At 36.6% G+C, this 19,946-nt stretch carries 15 protein-coding genes; 7 read left to right on the top strand and 8 right to left on the bottom strand.

All coding sequences use genetic code 11. The features are described from left to right. The first annotated feature begins 38 nt into the window (after window positions 1–38). Complete coding sequence (locus CHRYMOREF3P_RS23955) at window positions 39–728, top strand: Bax inhibitor-1 family protein (protein ID WP_180565707.1); 690 nt, start codon at window positions 39–41, stop codon at window positions 726–728. A 696-nt stretch (window positions 729–1,424) separates the two neighbouring features. Here CHRYMOREF3P_RS23955 and CHRYMOREF3P_RS23960 read toward each other — a convergent pair. The 5 genes from CHRYMOREF3P_RS23960 to CHRYMOREF3P_RS23980 all read right to left on the bottom strand — a co-directional run bounded on the left by CHRYMOREF3P_RS23960 (window position 1,425) and on the right by CHRYMOREF3P_RS23980 (window position 7,052). Further along, a complete protein-coding gene (locus CHRYMOREF3P_RS23960; RefSeq protein WP_002980002.1) occupies window positions 1,425–1,673 on the bottom strand; it encodes a DUF6952 family protein in 249 nt (82 codons plus the stop codon). Then, the gene (locus CHRYMOREF3P_RS23965) at window positions 1,673–1,981 is read right to left on the bottom strand and encodes a thioredoxin family protein (protein WP_047384463.1); all 309 of its coding nucleotides are present in this window, start codon (window positions 1,979–1,981) and stop codon (window positions 1,673–1,675) included. Before CHRYMOREF3P_RS23965 ends, CHRYMOREF3P_RS23960 begins: the two co-directional genes overlap by 1 nt. 124 nt (window positions 1,982–2,105) lie before the next feature. Then, complete coding sequence (locus tag CHRYMOREF3P_RS23970) at window positions 2,106–2,738, bottom strand: peroxiredoxin (protein WP_047098363.1); 633 nt, start codon at window positions 2,736–2,738, stop codon at window positions 2,106–2,108. Between the two features lie 147 nt (window positions 2,739–2,885). Next, on the bottom strand, window positions 2,886–5,825 hold the full coding sequence (locus tag CHRYMOREF3P_RS23975) for a M16 family metallopeptidase (protein ID WP_180565708.1): 2,940 nt from the start codon (window positions 5,823–5,825) through the stop codon (window positions 2,886–2,888). A 33-nt stretch (window positions 5,826–5,858) separates the two neighbouring features. Continuing rightward, window positions 5,859–7,052: a pyridoxal phosphate-dependent aminotransferase gene (locus CHRYMOREF3P_RS23980; RefSeq protein ID WP_077414477.1), complete on the bottom strand. Its 1,194-nt coding sequence runs from the start codon at window positions 7,050–7,052 to the stop codon at window positions 5,859–5,861. Between the two features lie 229 nt (window positions 7,053–7,281). Between CHRYMOREF3P_RS23980 and CHRYMOREF3P_RS23985 the strand changes: the two genes are divergently transcribed. From CHRYMOREF3P_RS23985 to CHRYMOREF3P_RS24010, 6 genes are all read left to right on the top strand, one after another. Then, complete coding sequence (locus tag CHRYMOREF3P_RS23985) at window positions 7,282–8,619, top strand: M20/M25/M40 family metallo-hydrolase (RefSeq protein WP_180565709.1); 1,338 nt, start codon at window positions 7,282–7,284, stop codon at window positions 8,617–8,619. Between the two features lie 97 nt (window positions 8,620–8,716). Then, the gene (gene rsmG, locus CHRYMOREF3P_RS23990; RefSeq protein WP_077414473.1) at window positions 8,717–9,352 is read left to right on the top strand and encodes a 16S rRNA (guanine(527)-N(7))-methyltransferase RsmG; all 636 of its coding nucleotides are present in this window, start codon (window positions 8,717–8,719) and stop codon (window positions 9,350–9,352) included. Between the two features lie 62 nt (window positions 9,353–9,414). Beyond that, the gene (locus tag CHRYMOREF3P_RS23995; protein ID WP_077414471.1) at window positions 9,415–9,819 is read left to right on the top strand and encodes a hypothetical protein; all 405 of its coding nucleotides are present in this window, start codon (window positions 9,415–9,417) and stop codon (window positions 9,817–9,819) included. Next, complete coding sequence (locus CHRYMOREF3P_RS24000) at window positions 9,819–10,355, top strand: DUF922 domain-containing protein (protein WP_180565710.1); 537 nt, start codon at window positions 9,819–9,821, stop codon at window positions 10,353–10,355. Before CHRYMOREF3P_RS23995 ends, CHRYMOREF3P_RS24000 begins: the two co-directional genes overlap by 1 nt. Then, the gene (locus CHRYMOREF3P_RS24005; protein WP_180565711.1) at window positions 10,352–13,039 is read left to right on the top strand and encodes a PD-(D/E)XK nuclease family protein; all 2,688 of its coding nucleotides are present in this window, start codon (window positions 10,352–10,354) and stop codon (window positions 13,037–13,039) included. Before CHRYMOREF3P_RS24000 ends, CHRYMOREF3P_RS24005 begins: the two co-directional genes overlap by 4 nt. 182 nt (window positions 13,040–13,221) lie before the next feature. Beyond that, window positions 13,222–15,585, top strand: a complete 2,364-nt coding sequence (locus tag CHRYMOREF3P_RS24010) for a patatin-like phospholipase family protein (protein WP_180565712.1) — start codon at window positions 13,222–13,224, stop codon at window positions 15,583–15,585. A gap of 133 nt (window positions 15,586–15,718) precedes the next feature. On the opposite strand, the gene CHRYMOREF3P_RS24015 is transcribed toward CHRYMOREF3P_RS24010, so the two are convergent. The 3 genes from CHRYMOREF3P_RS24015 to CHRYMOREF3P_RS24025 form a co-directional block, all read right to left on the bottom strand. Then, complete coding sequence (locus CHRYMOREF3P_RS24015) at window positions 15,719–17,677, bottom strand: T9SS type A sorting domain-containing protein (RefSeq protein WP_180565713.1); 1,959 nt, start codon at window positions 17,675–17,677, stop codon at window positions 15,719–15,721. Window positions 17,678–17,835: 158 nt separating this feature from the next. Further along, the gene (locus CHRYMOREF3P_RS24020; protein WP_077414460.1) at window positions 17,836–19,014 is read right to left on the bottom strand and encodes an acyl-CoA dehydrogenase family protein; all 1,179 of its coding nucleotides are present in this window, start codon (window positions 19,012–19,014) and stop codon (window positions 17,836–17,838) included. 128 nt (window positions 19,015–19,142) lie between these two features. Next, entirely contained in the window at window positions 19,143–19,931 is a 789-nt protein-coding gene (locus CHRYMOREF3P_RS24025; RefSeq protein WP_052184596.1) for an NUDIX hydrolase, read from the bottom strand. Between the last annotated feature and the right edge of the window lie 15 nt (window positions 19,932–19,946).

The following is a 19,946-nucleotide window of genomic DNA, read 5'->3' on the forward strand; positions in this document are numbered from 1 at the left end:
ATAAAATTTATTTTCGATTAACTAAAAAAATATTAACTATGATGACAGATGTTTTAGTCGCTCATTCTTCGGACGTGGAGAAGGCGGATTTTTACAAGAAGACGTATTTGCATGTTGCTTTATCTATTCTTGCATTTATTGGAGTTGAAACGATATTATTGAAAACGGTTCCGAAAGAAATTATTTTCATGATGTTTGCTCAGAAATATATTTGGTTACTAATCATTGGAGTTTTCTGGTTAGCTTCTGTTTTAGCTTCTAAATGGTCACTTTCACAAAGTAAATCTACTCAGTATATGGGATTAGGTTTTTACATCTTTTTGGAAGCGATTATCTTTATGCCTCTGCTTTTTATTGCTACCAATATGGCAGGCGGTACAAATGTAATTTTCCAGGCTGCTACTTTAACGATCGCAATGTTTGCCGGTATTTCAGCGGTAGCATTCACTTCTAAAAGAGATTTTTCTTTTTTAAGAAATATCATTGTGATTGGTGGATTTATTTCCATCGGACTTATTGCAGGTGGAATGATCTTCGGTTTTAACCTTGGTTTATGGTTTTCAGTAGGAATGGTAATTTTAGCTTCGGCTGCTATTTTATATCAGACAAGTAAATTAAAAGACTCTTATGGAACGAACCAGTATGTAGGAGCGGCATTGCAGCTTTTTGCTTCAATTATGCTTTTATTCTGGTATATCCTGAGTATTCTGATGAGCAGAAGAAACTAATAGATAAGTTGATTATCTTTATAATAATAGTCCCGGTGATTTTTCATCGGGATTTTTTTTGAATAAAAGTTTTTTTTAAACACAAATGTCACAAATGGTTTCACGAGTAACACGAATTCAATGGGAGCGGGATTTAGTCAAAACTTATGATGATATTGATTTATTGTCCACAGATTTCATAAATCAACACTTTTGATAGAGTGGGTTTATCTTTGGTTCAATTGCATAAATCCTTGTTGTTTATTCAATAAGAACAGGCTATCATCCTGAGCGTAGACGAAGGGAGCCCTTTTACTTAAAAAGCCATTATCTATTGGCTTTAGCCAAAATTTATAATAATTAAAAATGTTTTTTTAACCGCAGATTTCACAGATTGACACAGATGATTGCATGTAATTTTGATAATTTGATAGCTATTGTCCTATTTGTGAAATTTGTGTAGAATATTTGTGCTATTAGTGTTTTAAACCATAAACCCAAAAAATCCGGATGATATTTCACCAGGATTTTATTGGATATTCTTTAAAACTTCCACACAACATCCAGCCTCATGTGACCGGGTAAGGTCCTTTGAAGTACATTTTATAGTTGAAATAAAAGATTCTTAAAGAATAGAAAAAAGTATAGTAATGAGGAAAACCTCAGGTATTGTATATGTGTTTTTATAATCTTTTAATTAAAAATAATCAAAAGATATTATTTGTCGATTGATCCTAAAACCTTCTGAGCAAAAGAGTTTAAAGCATCTTTTTCACTCATTCCGTTCTGTACGTTGGCATGAACTTCTAAAGCTCCACAAATGTTGGTGATCAATTCTCCTGCAACATTTAAGTCTTCTTCGCTTGTTCCTCTGAATTCGCAGAAGCTTTCCAGTACTTCTAATGTTTTTTCAAGGTTTTCAGGAGTCTGATTCTGGTAAAACTGTCTGATTACGGGTAATTTCATTATGCTAATTCGTTAAAAAGGTTAATTAAACTTTCTGTCTGGTTAGATTGAACCTGATTTACCAATTCTCCGTTTTTAAAGATCGCGAAAGTAGGTAAGTTGTCTACTTTTGCTAATTTTCTGCTTTCAGGAAGCTTTTCAGCATCTACATATAAAAATGGAATAGTATCATTTTCAGATGCCAGTTTTTTGAATTTTGGCTTCATGATTCTGCAGTTTCCGCACCATGTTGCGCCATATTGAACAACTACTTTTTCGTTGTCGTTAACGATATTTTGTAATGTATCTTCGGTTAATTCTGTGTACATGATTGTAATTTGAAAATTTATTAATTGGGATGTGTCAATGTTTTGTAAAGAAGAAAATGAGATAATTTTCAAAAATCTTGAGATTATTTTTCAAATTATCTCATTTTCAAATTAACAAATTATATTAGTTCTTAGCTAAATATTCTGCTGTAGAAGTTCTGTCAGCTTTCATAGCATCCTTTCCTTCTTCCCAGTTTGCAGGACATACTTCACCATGTTTTTGAACGTGTGTGTAAGCGTCAATTAATCTTAAGAATTCTTTTACGTTTCTTCCTAGAGGCATATCGTTTACCGCTTCATGGAAGATTTTTCCAGTTTCGTCGATAAGGTAAGTTGCTCTGTAAGTTACATTAGAACCTGTGAAAACTTCTTCTCCTTCTTCATTATATTCAAAATCCTGATCTACAATTCCTAATGTGTTTGCCAATTGTCTGTGAGTATCAGCTAAAAGTGGGTAAGTTACTCCTTCGATACCTCCGTTATCTTTTGGTGTGTTCAACCATGCGAAGTGTACTTCGTTAGTATCACAAGATGCACCAATTACTTTAGTGTTTCTTTTTTCGAACTCTCCTAAAGCCTCCTGAAAAGCGTGAAGCTCAGTAGGGCATACGAAAGTAAAATCTTTAGGGTACCAGAATAAAAGAACTTTTTGCTGGTTGTTTACTGCTTCATCAAGGATGTTGATTCTTAAATCGTCACCCATTTCGGACATTGCGTCAATTGTTAAATTTGGGAATTTTTTTCCTACTAAAGACATAATTTTCTGTTTTTATATTTAAATTTCTATCGCAAAGATATGAAAGATTCATCTATCGAACAAACAAATATTGATAAATAAAATCTATAATTGTTTTTGACACGCTGTTAAATAAAAAAGCCCTGATAACAGGGCTTTTTGTTTATTTTAGTAACCAAATACTTCGGTTAAATTAAGTTTTTTTACCTCACCTAATTTCTGCATATCAGCCTCATTTACTTTATCTTGAGAAGCAACGAGACAGTATGTGTAGTTTTTGTTCTTCATTTCCTTATCGTGGAACGTATTGATGTCTGCAAAAGACAGTTTTGGTACCTGTTCGTAGACGTTCTTTCTCATGTCAAAGTTGTTTCCAAGTCTTTGAGATTTCAGATAAGAGAAGATGATTCCGTCCTGAGTAATTCTTTCAGAAGCAATAGATTTTTTCAACCCGCTTTTTGCAGTTTCAAATAACTGTTCAGATTTTGGAAGAGTTGTTAAAAGCTCATTCATTGCTGTTGTAGACTCATTGAATTTGTCTGCCTGTGTTCCTACATACGCCATAATCATATCCTTGTCTGTTTTCTTGCTAGGAAGTGCAAAATAAGAGTAGGTAGAATAAGCCAGTGCTTTAGATTCTCTGATCGTCTGGAAAACAATAGATCCCATTCCGCCTCCAAAATAGTTGTTGAACAAGCTTACAGTAGGCGTCGTAGAAGGGTTGTATTGATCTGCGTTTCTCACCCAGAAAATTTCTGCCTGTACCATGTCATAATGAGCAAATAATACCTTGTTCTTATCAGTCGGGATCTGAGCAAAAGTTTTTGACTTAGGAAGATCTTTCAGGGTTGCAGGAAGTTTGTGGACAGGTTTTAGAGATGCTACCACATCATTTCCTGATTTCGGACCGTAATACAATACTTTGTGCTTGAAATTGAAAAGATCGTGAAGTACATTGATCAGATCTTCTGCTTTTAAGGCGTCAAGTTCAGCATCGCTCAGTACATTGTTGAAAGGATTCTGTGCACCATACTGGGCATAACTTCTCAGTCCGGCCATGATGGTTCCTTTATTTTGCTTCGCATTCGCTCTGGCTTTTTTCAGTCTTGTTTTGTAAGCATCAAGAGCGGTTTGGTCTGCCTGGCAGTTTTTAATCAGATCTTCAAATAAAGAGATCGTTTTATCGAAGTTTTCATTTAAACCTTCAAGTGATACATAAGTTTCTTCATTTCCTGCGCCAACATTGAAGCTTGAAGCAAGTTTATAGAATTCTTTGCTGATTACTTCTGAAGATTTGTCTTTAGTTCCTAAATACTGAAGATATTCTGCTGCTATAGGAAGAATTTTGTTGTTCCATTTTCCGGAATCAAAGTGATAATACATTCTGAACAGCGCATTATCTGTATTTTTTACAGAAAGTACCTCTACATCGGCCAATTTGTTTTTAGCAATGTCTTTATCATAATTCAACCATACCGGAGCGATAGGGTTTTCAGGCATATCATCAATCTTCTTAAGGAAAGGAGATTGGTCTTCTCTGTTTACAGAAACCGGAGTGATTGTTGGCTTGTCAACTTTCACTATACTCTTGTCTTCTCCTTTTCTTTTGTAAACTGCAACGTAGTTGTTATTCTGAAGATATTTGGATACGAAATCCATGATGTCTTTCTTCGTAAGTTTTGAAATTTCGTCTACATACTCCAGTGTTGCTTTGTGGTCAATGTCTGAAGTAAATTCATCCATCAGGATGCTTGCTCTTGACGAATATTTTTCATCTTTCTGAATAATACCTTTCTTTTCGTTGTTGACGATAGATTGAATCAGGTCATCAGAAAATTCTCCTTTTCTTAATTTATCAATTTCCTGAAGAAGAAGATTTTTTACTTCATCCAGAGACTGTCCTTCAGTTGGTTTTCCTTGAAGAAGTAATACTGAATAATCTTTTAAAGTATAAGAACCTGCATAAGCCCCAAGTAATTTTTGTTTTTTTACCAGGTTAAGGTCAATCAATCCAGCCTGTCCGTTGGTAAGCATATTTCCAACAAGGTTCAGCATTCTTGCATCTTTTGTAGAAGCTCCCGGAAATCTGAAACCAAGCATTACATTTTCAGGATTAGGTCCTACAACTTCTTTTACAATGGGAGCTGTAATGGGTTTTTCCTGTCCTACTTTATATTCAGGAATGGCTTTGGGCTTCATATATGAGAAAGCCTTGTCAATTTTTGCAATCACTTCATCCGGGTTAAAATCTCCGGACATGATGATTCCCATGTTATTGGGAACGTAATAATTGTTGTAATATTCTCTGATAGCGTGTAGAGAAGGGTTCTTCAAATGTTCAATCGTCCCGATGGTTGTTTGCTTTCCGTAATTATTGTTAGGGAAAAGACTGGCAAACATCGTATCATAAACTTTATCTCCATCATCATCAAGAGACCTGTTTTTTTCTTCATATACTGCTTCAAGCTCTGTGTGGAAGAGTCTCAAAACAGGCTCTCTGAATCTTTCAGCCTGTACAGCAAGAAATTTGTCAAGAACATTGGATGGTACATCTTCTGTGTATACCGTTTGTTCAAAGGAAGTGAAGGCATTGGTTCCGTCAGCTCCCATACCGGCCATCATTTTGTCGTATTCATTCGCTATTGCATATTTGGCAGCCTCTCCGGAAACCTTGTCAATCTCTTTGTAGATCTCTTTTCTTTTAGCTTCGTCTTTAGTTTGGTTGTACTTTTCGTAAAGAGCATCAATCTGGTCTAAAAGAGGTTTTTCTTTTGCCCAGTCCTTAGATCCGAATTGATTGGTGCCTTTGAAAAGCATATGCTCCAGATAATGGGCAAGACCGGTGTGGTCTGCAGGGTCGGTTTTACTTCCTGCCTTTGTGGCAATATATGTTTGTATCCTCGGGTCCTTATTGGTAGGGCTCAGGATAACCGTTAATCCGTTCTTTAAGGTATAATACCTTGCAGAAGTAGGGTCGTTGGTAACATATTTATACTTATAGCCATTAGAATTTCCTTCTTTCCATTGGAAATCCTGGCCAAAAGCATATCCTGCAAAACTTGCGGCGGCAATACTGGTCGCGATGGTTAGTTTTTTTAACAGATTCATTGCTGTTGTACTTTATTTTTGGTTATTAATTTGTTAGTTGAATTGCTCCAATAAATTTTTGATTCGCTTCATTGCTTCTCTCAAATCTTCTTCAGATGCAGCGTAAGAGAATCTGATACATTCCGGACTTCCGAAAGAGAATCCGCCGACACAGCCTACGTGAGCATTTTCCAGTAGGAACATTGCAAAATCGTCAGAGTCCTTAATTTCAGTTCCGTTCAGGTTTTTTCCGATATAATGCGAAATGTCCGGGAAGAAATAGAATGCTGCTTTAGGAAGCAATACTTTAAATCCTGGAATTTCTTTGATCAGTTCATACACAAGATCTCTTCTTTCTTTGAAAGCATCAATCATGTATTTATATTCAGAAGGATCTGTTTTCAATGCGGTGATAGAAGCTCTCTGTGCCATGGTGTTGGCTCCGCTGGTCATCTGTCCCTGTACTTTTTCACACGCTTTTGCCAGCCATTCCGGACAGGCAGAATAACCGATTCTCCATCCTGTCATTGCGAATGCTTTTGACATTCCGTTGATCACCGCTGTCTGTTCATATACTTCAGGAAACTGTGCAATAGAAGTCGTTTTTGTTTCGTAATTGATATACTCGTAAATCTCATCAGAAATTATCGTTATCTGAGGGTATTTGGCGATAACTTTTGCAATGGATTTTAATTCGTCATAAGTGTAATAGCCACCTGATGGATTACATGGAGAACTGAAAAGTACCGCTTTGGTTTTCTCTGTAATAGCCCCTTCAAGCTGTTCTGCTGTTACTTTAAAGTCCGTTAAATAAGAGGTAGGAAGCATTACGGAAGCTCCACCCATCATTTTTACCATTTCATCATAGCTTACCCAATATGGAGCTGGAAGAAGAACTTCATCCCCATCATTGATAATGGAGGCAAGAACATTTATAATAGCTTGTTTGGCGCCATTTGAAACACAGATCTGGGTGGGTTTGTATTCCAGGTTGTTATCTCTTTTTAATTTATGAGCAATAGCCTCTCGCAGTTCCAGAAATCCGGGTACAGGAGAGTAGTGGCTGTAGTTTTGGTTGATGGCATCAAAAGCGGCCTGTTTGATATTGTCCGGAACATCAAAATCCGGTTCACCAAGAGTTAAGCTGATCACGTCTATTCCGCTGGCTTTCATTTCTCTGGCTTTGTTAGACATTACAAATGTCTGTGAGTATCCTAATCTTTTTACTCTATCTGAAAGTTTATCCATGTATTTTTTTGAATTTTAACAAATATATAATAAAAACGCCTTTCAGGGATAATAAAAGTGGGTTTGGTTAGAAGATTTTTGTCAGGTTTTAACCAAATTTAACCTGTTTGAGAATCATTGCATCTTTTTCACGGTTTGGCAGATATTAACCCATAATGAACTTCATTAAAATAAAAAACTATATAGTAGCCCTATGGTTTTGTATCTTTAACAATCTAAGATTGATCCTATGAAATATTTCGTTTTTCTGCTGCTGATTTCCTGCACTGTTTTCTCTCAGAAACATTCAAAAGATGAGGAAGTGAAAAAATATGTCTCGCAAGTGAGTGAAGACTCATTGAAGTCATACATCGGTAAGCTGGTGAGTTTTGAAACAAGACATACTTTAAGCACGCTGGATGATCCAAAGCATGGAATAGGAGCAGCAAGAAACTGGATTATTAAAAAATTCAATGAATATGCAAAAAACTCCGGAGGCAGAATGGAAGTATACCTTCAGCAGGAAGATCTTCAGCCGGATGGAAAGCGAATTGATAAAGCAGTCAATCTTGGAAATGCTGTTGCTTTTCTGAAAGGTACGGATCCTGATGATAAAAGAATATTTCTGATCGGCGGGCACCTTGACTCCAGGGTGACAGATGTGATGAACAGAACTTCCAAAGCACCCGGAGCCAATGATGATGGCAGTGGAGTAAGCGCCGTTATAGAATCTGCAAGGATATTAAGCAGATCTTCATTTCCGGCCTCCATTATCTTTGTGGCGTTTTCAGGAGAAGAGCAATCACTTTTGGGATCTAAACAATTGGCTGAAAAAATTAAGAGAGAAAATTTACAGTTGGAAGCTGTTCTGAACAATGATATGATTGGTAACCCAGAGGCAGGAGAAACTGGAGAAGTCAATACCCGCATACTCCGTGTATTCAGTGAAGGTCTGCCGTATAAAGATTTGGACAAAAAGGCAATGACGATCAGAAATCTGGGTTTTGAAAATGACAGCGAATCCAGACAGCTGGCAAGATATATCAAAGAAATTACAGAACAGTACATCAAAGGACTTGAAATAAAACTGATCTACAGAAATGACAGGTTTCTGCGCGGAGGAGATCATACCAGCTTTGTTAATAATGGTTTTCCTTCAGTAAGACTTACCGAGTATTATGAAAATTACGATCATCAGCATCAGGATATAAGAGTAGAAAACAATAAGCAATATGGTGACCTTCCGGAATTTATAGATTTTAAATATCTGAAAAAGAATGTGGCTGCCAATATAGCGGTACTTGCCAGTCTTGCGAAATCCACTTCAAAACCTGAAAAAGTAGAAATGGATGTTAAAGAACTGACCAATTCCACAACTCTGCATTGGGAAAAACCAAAATCAGGAACTCCGGCAGGATATTATGTGCTGGCCCGTGAAACAGACAGTCCGGTATGGCAGAAAAAAATATTTACAAAAGAGCTTTCCATTAAAGTTCCGCTTTCCAAAGACAATTATATTTTTGCCGTACAGACAATCAGCCAGTCCGGAAACCTGAACGTGCCTGTAATTCCGGGTATTGCAAAGTGATGATCTCTGTTGAAAAACAGGGATCAAGGCCTGCCGGGAAAAGTAGATTTGAATACAAGAGAAATAAAACTTATTTTTGCTGTTTATAATAATTCACATGTCTGCATCGTTACTATTAAAATATTTCCCGGATCTTACTGAAAGACAGAGAGAACAGTTTTCGCAATTGGAAAATCTGTACAATGAATGGAATGAAAAAATCAATGTAATTTCCAGAAAAGATATGGAGTCGCTGTATGAAAAGCATATTCTCCACTCTTTGGGAATTGCAAAAGTGATGGAATTTGCTCCTGGAACAAAAGTTTTGGATATCGGAACCGGAGGTGGTTTTCCGGGAATTCCTTTGGCGATCCTGTTTCCTGAGACAGAATTTACGCTTATTGATTCTATCGGTAAGAAAATCAGTGTAGTACAGGCGGTATCAGAAGGTGTAGGATTGACGAATGTAACAGCGATCCACGGAAGAGCAGAAAAACTGAAAGAAAAATTCCACTTTGTAGTCAGCAGAGCGGTAACCCAGATGCCGGAATTTTTAAGATGGCTGAAAGGAAAGTTTGAAAAAGAACAGTTTAACACTAAACATAACGGAATTTTATATTTGAAAGGCGGGGATCTCGCAGAAGAACTTGCTGGCCTTAAATGTGAAATTTTCAACCTTAAACACTATTTTGATGAAGAATTTTTTGATACTAAAAAAGTAGTTTATGTATCAAAAGGTAATTTTAATTCCTGATTTTTATGTAAATAAGGAATAATTTTTGCTAATATTTGTTAATAATCAGAAAACTAAAGGTTATGAAAAAACTTTTAAATATTGGATTTTCAGTATTACTGTTTGGCGGGCTTCTGGTTTCGTGTAATGACGACGATTACCATACAATTGAATCTATTGATAAGATCAAAATAGACAGCGTAAAAATTGTCAATGACACCATGGATGTTTTTGCGATACAGAGCATAAAAACTTATTCCACCTATCCCTCTCATTGTGATGGCTTTTACGGCTATGATTATATTTACAATACTAATCTTGAAAGAACGGTGACTTCCTACAAATATATCACAAACGGACCTTGTACGCAGGGAAGTTATGTAGGAGCCAATCAGATCAACTTCAGTCCGCAGAGAAAAGGAACTTATACTTTTAAATTCTGGAACGGAGGAAATAACTGGATTACGAAAACAATTGTGGTAGAATAATGAGATTGACTTTTGTATTGTGCTTATTGGCCGCTGAGTTGGTATTCGGGCAAAAGATTACCTGGGAGGAAGGCAGAAAGCTGACCTGGGATAATTTTAAAAGTCCGGTGAATAAGAAAAATAATCCTGATATAGCAGCGTATACCCATTGCGGCTGGGAGTTTTCCTCTATAAAATCTTCCAATCCAAAAGCACCGGTTACCATTACCATCAAAACCATATTTAACGAAGAGAAATCCTGGAAGGATGTTAAAAAAATGGATGATTATATCCTGCTTCATGAACAAAAACATTTTGATATTGCAGAATTATTTGTGAGAAAATTCAGAAAGGCAGTCGCTGAAAAAATCAGGACTTCCGGTGATTATAACAAGTATTTCAAAGCAATTTATGACGGGATATCCGTTGATTATCAAAACTTTCAGATGGCCTATGACAGAGAAACCCGTCACGGGATCAATAAAGAAAAACAGGCAGAATATAATAATATGATTTCTGAACAACTCGACAACTTAAAAAGCTATCAAGCCCCTTGAAATTCCTCAATAAGATCATTCACGAACTGCTAGCGCAAAACCCGGACCTTTCTGCGTTTAATATCATTCTGCCCGGAAAACGTCCTATTGTGTTTATCAGACAGATTCTGGAGGAAAATAGCTATTCAGGGCTTCTTCCCAATTTTTTTACCGTAGAAGAACTTATCAATAAAATTTCAGATCAACAGCCGATTCAGGGAATTCCATTGTGGCTTTTCTCATTCGATGTGTACAGAAGTCTGAATCTTATTCCCAGGGATGATTTTTCGGACTTTTTGAAGTGGTTTCCTACCCTGCAGAAGGACTGGGATGATATTCTCAAATTTTCAGACAGTGATCAGGCAGTTCTTCAGTATATGTTTGATGAGGAAAGAATCAAAGAATGGGCTCAGGATCTTGGTGAGGATGATGATGTACCAAGAAAGAAGTTCCTTAATTTCTGGCAGAATATGAATGTTTTTCTCCCCGTTTTGAAGGAGAGACTACAGGAAAAAAACTGGGCGACCTCCGGAATGATTCATGAGGCTGCTAAAGCTAAGATTGCTGATTTTGCTGAAAATACCAAAGAAGAATTTGTCTTTTGTGGATTCAATGCTTTTACTCCGGTGGAGGAAAAGCTGGTAAGAAGCCTTTTGAAATGGAATAAAGCTCAATGTTTCTTTCAGGCAGACCATTATTATTTCGACGATGAAAGACAGGAAGCCGGAAAGTTTCTGAGAAACCATAAAACCTGGAAAGAATTTGATGAAAACAGAACTTTTCAATGGATAGAAGACGACTTTAACCAACCTAAAAAAATTAAGGTATACGAAGTATCCGGGAATGTGACCCAGACCAAAGTACTGCCGGAAATTTTTAAGGAAATCAATAATAAAACCTATTCCAATACAGCAGTGGTATTGCTGGATGAAAACCTTCTTCCTGCAAGCCTGGATGTGATGCATGGTGTTGATAATTTGAATATTACGATGGGTTTTCCATTGAAGAACCTATCTTTCTCCAACGCTGTGAAACGTCTTTTTTATCTGCAGAAACAACTGGAAAAAAATAAATCCTCCTATTATTACCGAGATGTTTTCCCGATTCTGGAAGAACTTCCTAAATCTGATGAGGACGAGCTTATTATCAATGATTTTAAATCCAAAGTAGAGGAGAGAAATATTGTTTATATTTCTAATAAACTTTTACATGAACTGCTGAGTGGGTTATCGTACTTTAACCTTCTTCAAAAAGCTGAGGGGACAAATATTTATCTAGATATGCTCATTACGTTTTGCCAGCAGGTAAAATGGCTGGAAATAGACGATATTCAGTATGAGAATGTTTCTCACTTTGAAAACGCATTCAGGATCATCAAAAACCAGCTGACTCCCTACAATATTGAGATCAAAATGGAAACGCTGGAAATTCTTATCAACCAGCATATTAATTCTGAAAGTATCGATTTTCAGGGTGAACCGTTGAGAGGACTGCAGATCATGGGATTGCTGGAAACGCGTCTCCTGAATTTTGAAAACGTTATTCTGCTTTCTGTGAATGAAGGAAAACTTCCCCTTGGAAACTCTCAGAATACCTATATTCCTTTTGATATCCGAAGGTTCTTTGATCTTCATACTTTCCTGGAAAATGACAGCATTTATGCTTATCACTTTTACAGACTGATTCAGGATGCTAAGAATGTTCATTTGCTCTATAATGCATTAAGTTCCGGAGTGAATACAGGAGAGAAGAGTCGTTTTATTACACAGATTGAAATGGAGAGTTCACATGAGATTGAACACCTGATTATTGAGAATTCTTCCGAGCCTATTACCACCAAACCTATAGAAATTTCTAAGACGCAGATTGTACAGGACCGTCTTCAGAAATGGAAGGAAAAAGTATCTGCATCCCACCTTACAAGTTACCTCTATAATCCGATTGATTTCTATCTATCCAAGATTTTGAATACCTCGGAAACAGATGAAATTGAAGAAGAACTTTCTGTGAAAAATTACGGAAATCTGGTCCATTATTCACTTCAAGAAGTGTATGAGGTGTTGAAGGGTAAAGTTTTAAAAGAAAGTGATTTAAGAGATTCAGTTAAAGCGATAGATTACTATATAAATATTGCTATTGAAAAGCTGAAGCACCAGCCGGAATTCTATGAGAAGGGGATGAATTATATTCATAAAGCAATTGCTAAAAAAGTAATTGAAAACGTACTTACTCATGATCTTGAATTGATAAAACAGGGAAACAAACTGGAGATTATTGACATCGAAAGAAGGTTTGAAAACATTGATTTTCCTCTTGATGGAAATGATAAAATTTCTTTCTTCGGATTCATTGACCGGATTGATAAACTGAACGGAACTCTAAGAATTATCGATTATAAAACAGCCAAGATCAAAAATCTCAGCGTGAAAATTGACGGAGATAATGTAGCTGAATATTTCCATAACAGTGAAAGAAAACAGGCACTTCAGCTTTGTATTTATCATTATGTGGTGCAGCATCTTCCTGAGTTTTGGGGATACCCTATCGAAACAGGAATATGGAGCTTTGCAGATGCTAAAAAAGGAATGGTTTCCCTGCAGTTTGACAAAGGAAATATTGATGATGCAATGAAGTCAGTCAAAAGCCTGATCCTTGAAATCCTAAATCCGGATGTTAATTTTGTGGAAACAATAAAAGCATATTAAAATAATTTAATATTGATACATTGGCTTATTGTATTTGAAAATCAGTTTGTTATTGATTTTAAATAATAGATAGAAATACATTTGCTTACTTCATAAAAACGGCCGTAAAGCAGGTGGCTTTTTTGTGTATCTTTACTCCTTATTACTTTTAAAGTTTCAATCGGATACACCAAGAATCACCAATGAAAAAGATCCTGATATTTTTTGCCATAGCTTTCTCTCTTATTATCAAGTCTCAGCAAAAGAATGATTCCCTGAATATTGCTCTTCAGAATGTGACCAAAGACACTAAATTTGGCCTTGCGCTCAGTGGCGGTGGTGCAAAAGGTTTTGCACACATTGGAATTCTGAAGATGATTGACTCATTGGGAATCAAAGTAGATTATATTACAGGAACCAGTATGGGAGGGATTTTAGGAGGTTTGTATGCAATGGGGTATAATGCGGATCAGCTGAAGCATACGATCTATAAAATGGACTGGAACAGGATTCTGAGCAATAAAATTCCTTACAGCAAAGTCAATATCAGTGAAAAAGACGAGTATGACAAATATATCCTCGAGTTTCCTGTAGTCAAAGGATTTCCGACTCTTCCTAGCTCATATATTGAAGGGCAGTATATGGGAGAAGTTCTTAATACACTTACTTTCAATGCAAAACATATCAATGATTTCAGCAAACTGAAGATTCCTGTTCAGCTTACTTCTTCCGATATTGAAAATGGTGGTCTGATCATGCAGAAACAAGGTTCTTTACCGCTTGCTATTCGTGCTACATTGGCAATTCCTGCAGCTTTTGCACCTGTTTATATTGACGGAAAACTTTTGGTTGACGGTGGATTGGATCGTAATTATCCAGCCAATGAGGTTCGGGAGATGGGTGCGGATTTTGTGATCGGAGGCTATACAGGCTTCAGGCTTTTTACCAAGAAAGAAATTGAAAATCCGATGAAGATGATTTATCAGACCCATGCCATCCGTTCGGTAGAGGATTTTAAACATCAAAAGGAGCTGTCTAATGTATTGGTAGACTTTGTGGATCCATTGGGTGAGATTACAACGAAAGATTTTGCTAAATTCAGGAGGATCATCAAAATTGGAGAGGTGGAAGCGAGAAAGCATCTTCCTGAGTTTGTAGCCCTGGCAGAAGCTCAGCGAAAGGCAGGAATTCAATATGAACATCAGATGATTGAAGAGGTGAAACTGCCTACTACAAAATTTACTTTTAACGAAGAAGACGGAACTCCTATTAATGATGCGGCAGAAATTGAGGTGCTTAAGAAGCAAATGGGGCTGACAGAAGGAAAGTATTACGATGCAAAAACTGTAAATGAAGCAATAGACAGAGTATTTGGAATGCGTCAGTATGTAAAGGTGTATTATACCTACACGAATGAAAATGATGGTCTTGTAATGAATGTTTTTGTGAAAAGAGCAAAAAAAGGAGCTTTTAAACTGGCTCTGCACTATGATACGGAACAATCAGTAGGAATTATTGTTAATTATACTTACAGGAATATTCTTCTGAACAGATCTCGATTTTTAGCAACCGTAGATATTTCTGAACGTTTTAAGGCTAAACTGGCTTATCAGCAGTTCCTTGACAGCGGAGAGCGTTTGTGGCTGGATCTGGAGGCTAAGATGGTTAATCTTAAAAGTAATGACCTGAACTTCAGATTGTATGATGTAAGCGAAGACGGGAGCGACCGTTTTCCTAACCATATGTACCGGAATATAACCGGAAAGATTGCGCTGAACTATAACATCAATCCAAATGCTTACCTGTCACTGGGAACAGAGTTCAGCACAGAAAGAATGTACAGCTTACTGGATAAAGTGGATCAGGCAAAAGTGGATAATTATAGTAAGAAATTATATAACCACAGCAATTTCAACACTTTCCTGAAATTTGAACAGAATAATCTCAATAAAAGATATTTTACTACAAAAGGGAATCATCTTCAGGTGAGTACAAGATTTTATTATGGAGATCAGTATAAGCTTTATGATCTGAACACAGTACAGCCACTTCTTTATCTGATACTTAACCCAAAAGAATCTTATTATTACGAGCCTAAAAACCTCGTGTCATTCACTTTAAATGAGAATTTTTTCTATCCAATCACAAGAAGACTGACTGTGAAAGCAAATGTATTTTTGGGAGCAAGTTTTGGATCAGGGAAGGATGATCAGGTTCCCTACCTTTTCCTGAATCAGAAATATAATCTTGGAGGAAGTGAATATAATTATGATCTCTTAAGTCCTGAATTCAATGGTCTTCGTCAGAAAGAACTTCCTATGACCTCGGTTGCTAAAACAGCAATATCACTTCAGTACAGGATCATGAAAAAGCTTTATCTTACCCCATCGTTCAGCTATGGTAAGGTGAGTGAAGAGCTGTCTCCTTTTAATGATAGTTTCGATATGTTTGGATATGGAGTGAATCTTGGGTATGAATCTCTCATAGGTCCTATCAGTTTAAATGTCTCCAGAAACAGCCAGCTTGATTTTTCAAGAATATATTTCAGCGTTGGTTTTAAGTTTTAAGTATCAGGAGAATCTGTTACTTAAGCTATTAATTTAAGTAAGACCATTTATTATAATTATTGATATAAAAAAGCACTTCATTGCTGAAGTGCCAAAAATTAACTTGAAATGAGATATAGAAGAGTGATTGATTCTACAGTTTTACTTTTTTATTAATAACTTTTCCATTAGAAAGGGTGATTTGTACCAGATACACACCGGATTCTAAATTTCTGGATTCAAATAATGGCTTATTGACTTCCTGCTGAATGATCAGAGCTCCGGAAATACTATAAATACTGATGTTTTTAATATCATTGGCGGATTTTGCAACAATTTGCTGTTTTTGAGTGAAAATATCAGTACTGTTCTCAGAAGATTGGGTACCTCCAATTGCTTTATTGAACTGAAGATTGTAATACGGAGTTACCACTTCAAAAGTATAGTTTTTATTTTCGAGATCCTGCACATTGATTCCTCCGGCTTCGCGATATTGTTTTTGAGAAATACTTTTGATCATTGTTTTATTTTCATCAAAAACGTTTACAGCAGTAAGTTCATCCAGATCAACTTTTAATTGCAAAACTGATGAGTTCGCAGACTGTACGATTTCATTTTCAGTAACTTCTTTAGGAGTGTTTTTGATGTACGGAATTATTTTATTCTCGTTGTTTTCCGATACTTTCAACAGATAAACTCCGTCTTTTAAAGTTGATAGACTACGGTCATTAGCTGTCCTGCTGTGAATTTTTTCTTTATTAAAATCTGTGATTTCAACCAGCTGCATGTTGCCCAAATCCGGTTGTATTTGTGAAGAAAAAGGAGTAGGCTTTTCATTCGTTTTCTCTGCTGACTGCTTCCCGAAAATAGACCCTGCAATCGCCCATTCATTAAGAAGTCCGCCGCTTCTCAATGTATTGAATTTGGCATTGGAAGCTAGAGTGAATGGAAGAATTCCTCCAACATGTCCTAGTGGTCCCCAATAAAAAGAATCCAGTTTGTATTTATTCAGATCCCACCATGCATAATATCCACGCTGAACATCAATGGTTTTAGAAGTATTTTCAGGCGGAATCGCTAAATCAACAGTAGAATGACCTAATGTCATAGGTGTTTTGTTGTACCAGTCGTATACATCCTTCGGTTTCATGCACTGTCTTAGCTTGTTATTGGGGTTATTGGTAACATCATTCACGAAGCTTGTCGTAAAGAGTTTTCTCCATATCACCGGACCCCATAAAAGCCCGCCGTTATCCTGAACAACGTGGTAATTGTATTTATCAAGATATTCTGCAGAAATAACTTCTGAAATGTCGTTATTATATGTTTTATATCCTGTACTGTTGCAGGTATTGAGAACATTGGCCAGGAATGAGGTAAACGGATAAATATCTTTTTCCAGAACTCCTTTATTTAAAGTAACTCCGGAGAAATCATACGGTCCGTCGCCCATATATGCATATTTGAATTTGATATTATTGGGATTCGAAATGCTTAATCTTTTTAAAGTAGACATCGCAGCATGAGCACCCTGTGAATATCCGGCTAAAAAGTATTCATCATACCGTTTAACACCTAATTGACCCAGTACTTTATTGGCAGCAGTGATGAAATCAATGGTGGCACCTGCTTCAGTGGCATAATCTACATAAGGGTGAACTCCGTCTCCGGTTCCCATCCCTACATAATCAGGAGCCATTAAAATATAGCCATTGAGTACATAAGACAATTCAACAACAAATCCTGCTGTCAATGCTCCCTTAAAATTAGACGGAACATTATTTCTACTGTCTGTTGTTCCATGATCTGATACCACTGTTGAAAGTTTGAAAGGTACACTAGGATACATAAGAAGCCCCGTAGCTTTCACAAGAACATTATTTTCGTTTTTGGTGTAATAAGTGATCTTGTACCCCTTTAGTCCTACATTAAAACTGTTCAGGTAGCCGGCAAATTCCGGAGCATCCTGATCACCGAGATTATTGGCGATGAAATTGATGACTTCCTGTGGGGTTAAATCCAGTTTCTGTTCCGCACTTACGACGTCTCCAGCCTGCTGTGCAAAGTAGAATGAGGCAGTAAGGCCCAGTAAAAAAGTTGTAATTTTTCTCATATTGATGTATTTTCTTTGGTATTAAGGTAATAACTTTAATAAATTCATGAAAATATTACGACATCAACAATTATTCATTGAATATCAATTCTCTGAAATGTGAGTAAAATAAAAGAGTCTGACCGACGGCCAGACTCTTTTTATATATATTGTCTTTTTTAGAAAGCGTTGATTCCCGTAATGTCTAATCCGGTGATCAGTAAGTGAACATCATGCGTTCCTTCGTAAGTGATCACAGATTCCAGGTTTGCAGCATGTCTCATCATTGGGAATTCACCCATGATTCCCATACCACCAAGGATCTGTCTGGATTCTCTCGCAATTTCAATAGCCATATTAACGTTATTACGTTTCGCCATAGAAATCTGAGCCGGAGTTGCTTTGTGAGCATTTTTAAGATTTCCTAACTGAAGACATAATAACTGAGCTTTTGTGATCTCTGTTAAGAATTCAGCCAGTTTTTTCTGTTGAAGCTGGTAAGAACCGATTGGTTTTCCAAACTGTTTTCTTTCTTTAGAATACTGAACAGCAGTACAGTGGCAGTCAATAGCAGCACCAATTACTCCCCAAGAAATTCCATATCGTGCAGAGTTCAGACAAGATAAAGGTCCTTTCAGTCCTGTTACTCCGGGAAGAAGGTTTTCTTTTGGAACTTTTACGTCATTGAATACCAATTCTCCGGTTTTTGAAGCTCTTAAACTCCATTTATTGTGAGTTTCAGGCGTAGTAAATCCTTCCATTCCTCTTTCAACGATCAATCCCTGTACTTTTCCTTCTTCATTTTTTGCCCATACCACAGCGATATCGCATAGAGGAGAGTTCGTGATCCACATTTTAGCTCCATTCAAAAGATAATGATCTCCCATATCTTTAAAATAAGTTTCCATAGAACTTGGGTCTGAACCATGATTAGGTTCTGTCAATCCAAAAGATCCGATCATTTCTCCGGCAGCAAGCTTAGGAAGATATTTCATTTTCTGTTCCTCAGAACCGAATTCATTGATAGGAAACATCACCAAAGAACTCTGAACCGAAGCTGCAGAACGTACTGCAGAATCTCCTCTTTCCAACTCCTGCATAATCAGACCATAAGAAATCTGGTCTAATCCTGAACCGCCATACTCAACCGGGATATAAGGTCCCAGTGCTCCGATTTTCCCTAATTCTCTCATAAGATTAGGTATATCGGTATGATTTTGAGCGGCCTGATCAATCTGCGGCATTACAAAACTTTCAACCCAGTCTCTTACAGATTGGCGGATTAGTTTGTGTTCTTCAGTAAGTAAAGCATCAATTCCATAATAATCAGGGATGCTTGTAAGAGGATAATATGACATGATTTTTTGATTTGGTTAAAAGTAACATTTTTCGTGGTGTCTTGAAAATTTTTTTGAAAACTTATCTTAAGTTTGGTTTTCAGACAGATAATGCTCTTTTAATTTGTTTATAAAATAAATTCTGTGTTTTAAGCCTCCTCATCATTGGATATAGGATACTGATTGGTAGAATTGTGAACCTTACTTTTAAATTTGTACAGGTAAGGAGCTTTATTGGCTGAGCCATCATACAATTTTTCCAGTCTGTCAAGAATATTTAAACTTAAAATTTTACGCTGGAAATTATTCCTTCTGAATTTTTGGCCTAAAATGGTTTCGTAAAGAGACTGAAGATCTTTCATCGTAAACTTCTCAGGAAGCAGATTGCTGGCCGCCACCTCTGTATTGATATTCATTCGCAGGTATTCTAACCCTGTTTCTATGATCCTATCATGATCGAAAGCCATCTTGGGCAAATTGCTTACCTCAAACCATTCACAGCTTTCGTTGAAGGCATCAGGGAAAGTATTGGCCATTGAAAAATCAATAAGGCTGCAATAACCTACTGTAATGAATCTTTGAAAAATCCAGTGATCTTCCGGTACCTCAATTCCTTTATTGTTAAGAAGAATCTGATGAACATTATTTTCTGTACGGTCTATCCTTCCAAACGTATGAAACTGTTTCAGAAATATATCTTTAAGATGTGTTCTTTCAAATAAAACCCTTGCTGCAGCTTCCCTTAAATCTTCATCATTGAAAACAAAACCACCTGGAAGTGACCATAGATCAAGATCATGATACTTTAAAAGAAGGACTTTCAAAATATTATTATGAAAGCCGAATATAGTACAGTCAACAGATATATGGGCAACAAAATCTTTGGTATCGATAAGTTCCCGAAGTGTTTCTTTACTTTTTGTGTCTTTGATTTTCATGGCTGTAAAAATAAA

Origin of the sequence: Chryseobacterium sp. JV274 (assembly GCF_903969135.1) — a bacterium.
In the GTDB taxonomy this organism is placed as follows: Bacteria; Bacteroidota; Bacteroidia; order Flavobacteriales; family Weeksellaceae; genus Chryseobacterium.